The 5115-nt window shown below is 51.6% G+C and carries 4 protein-coding genes; all 4 read right to left on the bottom strand.

Annotated features, from left to right (window positions below; translation table 11 throughout):
• Positions 1-271: 271 nt before the first annotated feature.
• Positions 272-1639 carry a carboxyl transferase domain-containing protein gene (locus EVC45_RS43415; protein ID WP_129964207.1) on the bottom strand — a complete coding sequence of 456 codons (1368 nt, stop codon included), beginning with the start codon at positions 1637-1639 and terminating at the stop codon, positions 272-274.
• An 85-nt stretch (positions 1640-1724) separates the two neighbouring features.
• Positions 1725-3065, bottom strand: coding sequence for an amidase family protein (locus EVC45_RS43410; RefSeq protein WP_129964206.1), 1341 nt, complete (start codon positions 3063-3065; stop codon positions 1725-1727).
• 36 nt (positions 3066-3101) lie between these two features.
• Complete coding sequence (locus EVC45_RS43405; RefSeq protein WP_129964205.1) at positions 3102-4790, bottom strand: NAD(P)/FAD-dependent oxidoreductase; 1689 nt, start codon at positions 4788-4790, stop codon at positions 3102-3104.
• A gap of 144 nt (positions 4791-4934) precedes the next feature.
• Positions 4935-5115: hypothetical protein (locus tag EVC45_RS46370; protein WP_211193590.1), on the bottom strand; the 181-nt coding region annotated here is incomplete at its 5' end.

Below are 5115 nucleotides of genomic sequence, written 5' to 3'. Positions count from 1 at the left end.
TGGCTATGCATGACCTGCCTTCGTCTTGTTTATCCAGAAACCGGGACGATACCACCCACTGAAAATTCAATAGAGGCCTTGTTGATAGTGCGTGGACCGGGCCTAGCGCGATGAACGCGAGATGCGTACATCGAATCGCCGGTTACCATGACGCAGTGCCGGATGGTCGCGGCGCGACAACAGTCCGAAGAAGCTTCGATCGCGACAGTGCTACGACTTGGACAGAATAGTCTGGAGAGTCGCGCATTGTCCCATTATCAGAACATCGGACTTAAGAGCTGTCTGCTTCCGCGAACAGATATCTCGAAACCTGCTCCCTAGTATCTTCGATTTCAATGACGTCGGTAATCAGTCCACTGGCTTTTAAAAGTTTGGGATTTTCAATTTCGTCGGTCAGCTTCTGCATTATGTCCCTTGTCGTCTCATCAAGTTCCGGCATGACTTTCGTCATCGTATCTGGACTGAAAACACCAATGTGAGCCTGTGGATAAGCCAAGACTGCTACTGGGTTAAAGCCAGGGCCGCACATAGCATACACACCTCCCGTGTACGCTTTTCTTGCAATGAGCAGCAACTTAGGTACTTTGCTTCGAACATGTGCTCTGAACAAATCAGCCGCTGCAGAAAAAATGCCGCTATTTTCGGCCTCTCGACCGATCATAAATCCAGGGATGTCAGCGATAAAAATGATCGGTATCCTAATTTTTTCAGACACGCCGACCATTTTGACTATTTTGGAAGCGGATTGCCTGTGAATAGCCCCCCCCTTGTACCGGGGATTGTTGGCAATGATCGCAACCGAGCGTCCTTTAATGGTCGCATAGCCTGTCAACACTTCCTTGGCGTATTCCGAGCTTATTTCAGTGAAGCTGTCCTTGTCGACGAAGGAATGCAGCAACTGATGCATATCATAGGGCGTACGATGATCTGATGGGATCAAACTCTTGAAATCAGCTGCTTCGGGTTCTTCATATCGTAGACCACAGTTCGCTCCGCCGTTGGCGCTGACGCGAAGCAACTCCCTTACACGTCTGAATAAGTCTTCTTCATCTTCGAATACCATTTGAACCGAACCTGAGTGCTTGCTGTGAACGTCTGTTCCACCTAGCCAATAGAGATCTGACTCCTGAGCCAGCATGGCCTTCACCATATCGGGACGACCCATGCACAAGGCTCCCTTTTTGGTCATTAACACCAAGTCAGCAAGCATCAGTGGCAAGGCCAATGGGCCTGAGGTCGGGCCGAGTATGGCAGAAATTAGCAAATTCTGCTCGGCCAACTCCGCAAGGGATGCATTGACTCTGCCCATTCCAGTTGGTGATAAGAGCAGTTTCGACATGTCCGACGAAAGAACTTTAGTGGTATCGAAACTATCCGTCTCCCCGGGACGGTCCTGAACGTAAATCAATGGGGCGCAACTATCCCGAGCCTGCGTTACGGTCTTCGTAATCTGCGCGGCGGTGCGCCACTGTCCGCTTCCTCTGAATTCACAGTCCGGTCCCCGGTTCATGACCAGAAACGTCCTTACGGAATTTATAGATCCTTCGCCGCAAATGAAATGGCTCTGCTCGACAGGGTGATGGTCGACAAAACTACCGGCGTCAAAGAGCGTGTTTATTCTTTGCAATGAAATCTGCATTGGATACCGCCTCCAAAACGGTGTAAGAATCGTTTGCTGCTGCCGGTGAATGAAACCTTTCGCAGTGAAGATGGTAAGCGTGTTATTACGAATTCAGAACGTCTTCTACAAACGTTGCCATAGTCAGGAGGCGACGGTCCTGACCACGTGCTGCGTCGAGGCTCAAGCCAACGGGCAATTCACCATCCGGAGCAATAGGAAGCGTAACCGAGGGCATCGCGGCATTGCTGGCCAAGTCGGTATTACGTATCACTTCCGAGAAAAGTTCGGCCCGCCCGGCATCACTGCAATGGGGGACGCTACGCGGAACGGTCGGGTATACGAGAAAATCGATGCCTTCGGTGGTGAACAAGGTTTTCATTTGCTGACGCAAAAGGCCCACATTCTGGATCGCAAAAGAATAATCTGCCGCAGAGATCAGTTGTGCACTGAGGTTGCTGTGGACGATGTCGCGGACAGCGTCATCACGGATGTTATCGAATATCGTGTTTATCCTGTTTGTCCAACCAAAGGAAAGTAATGCGCGAGGAAAGTCCATGAAAAATTCGTAAACGGGAATGGTGAAGGTCCCGATTCTATTTAAATCAGCAACAGCGGAGTCGTCCAGATCAACGCACTCGAAACCCGCGCGGATGAGACGCGTGATGGCCTCCCAACAGTGCTTTCGGACATCTTCACTGAGGTCACTCCACATGGACGCCGGAAGCCCTATGCGGCAAGGAGTAGCAATCTGTTTTGCTGGAGGGCGGGTACCGGTGGACAGAAGCTCATATATCATCAACGCGTCCTTCGCCGTGCGCGTCAAAAGCCCAGGTGAATCTTTGGTGCGAGAAACTGGAATGATTCCAGTTGAAGACCAGTGCCCGCTTGTAGGCCTGAAGCCGACAATGCCGCAGAAGGCAGCCGGTATCCGTACTGAGCCGCCAGTGTCAGTTCCGATCGCCATCGGAACGATCCCGGCAGCCACCGCGGCAGCGCAACCGCCACTGCTTCCGCCCGCCAGATATCCCGGAGCCGTCGGGTTGCCCACCGTTCCCCACCGAGGATTGACCGATGTGATACCAAAGCTAAGTTCATGCATATTGTTCTTACCGGCGACGACAGCGCCCAAGGATTTCAGTTTTCGGACGATAATGGCATCGCGTGGCGCTATACATCCTTCCATCCCTGGCGTACCGGCAGTGACTGGAAGCCCGCTAGCACAAATATTGTCTTTCAATGAGAATGGGATGCCGTAGAGTGGTGCACCTTTCAGCACATCATTCGGTCTGGCGAAATGCGCATCGAGGTCGCGACTACCAATGAAACAATTTAGCTTGGACTGACTAGCATTGGCGCTAATTGCGTGCTTCCGAATATCATCCGCAGAGATTTCACCATCGCGTATACAGTCACAAAGCGATTCCAGAGTGTCTTCCGAATACATAAAGAGTCCCAAAATAGGGTGTCAGTGCATGCGATATCAGTAGTGATAGGCACTCCGTATTTCGTCGAGAGGATTGCCCCGTCGAAGGTCTCCACCGGTACTGCGTATAACGGCGCAGGCGCTATTGATAGCAGTCTGGACCGCCCCCTCGATCCACCCACCGGTGAATGAACAACCACATCCAGCCAGATAGAGGCCGGTATCCGTTGCGAGGTCATTTGCCGTCTGACATTGAAAAAAAAGACGCTGTGAGTACACATCTTCACCGGGATAGTTGAGCTTAAACGCACCGGAAGAATGCGGATCAGTCAACCAGTCATGGTTAAGGATGGCACGCTCGTAGTCGTCATCCACGGGAGTCAGGTGGCGCGCAAGCTCAGGGTTGAATGTAGCAAGGTTGTCGACAAAACGCTCGCAGCGCTGCTTTTGTTCGGGGACACTTAGTAGCTTGTGCGCGTCATCCTCCCACGTGTAGCTAAGCAAAACTACACCCGGACCGTCTGGCTTATTGGGCTCGTAGTCAAGGCAATATACCCCGCGCACAAAACTGTCAGATTGAATTGTAACTGGCAAATCGTTGTCGATCCAAAATTTACCATGTGTGAGCATGAATAGTTTTGATGACCCGGTGAGATGCGTTTCCCTAACGGCTCGTGAGACGTCTCGACTGAGAAACGTCTCGTCGTCGGTCAGGCCGTGAACCATCTGCATTGTCCTCGTGTTGCTGGTAACGATAACTCGGTCAAAGGTCATGGTTTCGTCCGCGTCAGTCATCAGCCTTATCTTTCCGTCTTCTTTGTAGATACGGCCCACGGCGTTGAAGCGAACTCGGTCGGCAACGGTGCATTCTCCGATCTTCTCTGCTGCGAGGCGCTGAGCTAGTGTAGAAATTCCGCAAGATACCAAGCGTTGATCGTCCATGTAGCCATTGATGACGAGTCGCAGTATTTCAGTGAATGCTGCCTGATAAACAGGAAGGAAACCTCCAGAGCCTATACCTAAAGAACCGAATAGTTCAAAGTCATCAGGCCGTTCCCAGCGGATGTCTCCGGGTGGGCGAGATCCGGTGAAGATGGCCACGATGGCCGCATAGAAAGAACTGTCACGAAACACGTCAAGCCACGTTTGCCATGCCGCTCGGGCTTTCTCAAACCCGCCCGACCTCAACATTGCGGTGATTTTTGCCGGAGCCACCAGAGACGTACCGTTGATCACGCATCCTTCCTGTAAAAAGGCTCTCCAGCCTTCGTAAACGACTCTGAACAATGGGGGCGGCGGGTCTCCCGCCCGCCAGATATGGCGAGTACCTCGATAGTGCAATTCGGTATCGACCATTCCTGGATCCGGGAAAGAGGCTGTCGTGGAAATGCCATACCTGTCAAGGTAATGAAAAAGACCGGTCGCACTCGGAGGAAATCTCATTGCACCCATTTCAGCAATGAGATGCGGGTACCGTGGATCAAAAGGTTGTGACCATACTCTACCTCCGATGCGATCGCGGGCTTCAAACACGGTGACATCGGTGACACCTGCCCGCATCAATTCTGCCCCGGCCAGAAGCCCGCTAATGCCAGCCCCCACGATTGCAACTCGCGGAGTCTGGGCACCGGGTAAATACGAGCCAATTGCTCCGTCTGACTTGCAAATCTCGAGGAAAGGAGCGTAATCGTATAATAGGTCAATAGTCGGTGATGCAAATTGTGAAGATGCTGCGCAGTTTTTCATAAGTTATCTCCGTTTGGAGTACCTCTACCCGGTGAAAAGACGATGGCTGAAAGTAGCGCTATGATCCTATGATCTAGACAAGAGAGCTAAAGATTGCGTGCGTATTCCATTGCCGATAACTGCGTTATCTGTCAGGGAAAAATGCTATTTATCGTTAATATCCATGATATGCCACGATAGCAAATCGCCTGCCGCAGGATCAAACAAATAAAATTGATGCTTGGGAAAAGGTATCGTGAGGTCAGAACGACTTTGTTCGGCAGGGTCTTCAGCAGATAGGGCCTGATGGTTGTGTTGCGGGTCTGAGATAATGCCGGCATCGAGT

It is taken from the genome of Paraburkholderia sp. UYCP14C, assembly GCF_004197395.1.
Taxonomy (GTDB): Bacteria; Pseudomonadota; Gammaproteobacteria; order Burkholderiales; family Burkholderiaceae; genus Paraburkholderia.
Note: the sequence above shows the minus strand (reverse complement) of the source record. Positions and strands in the feature narration are given on the sequence as shown.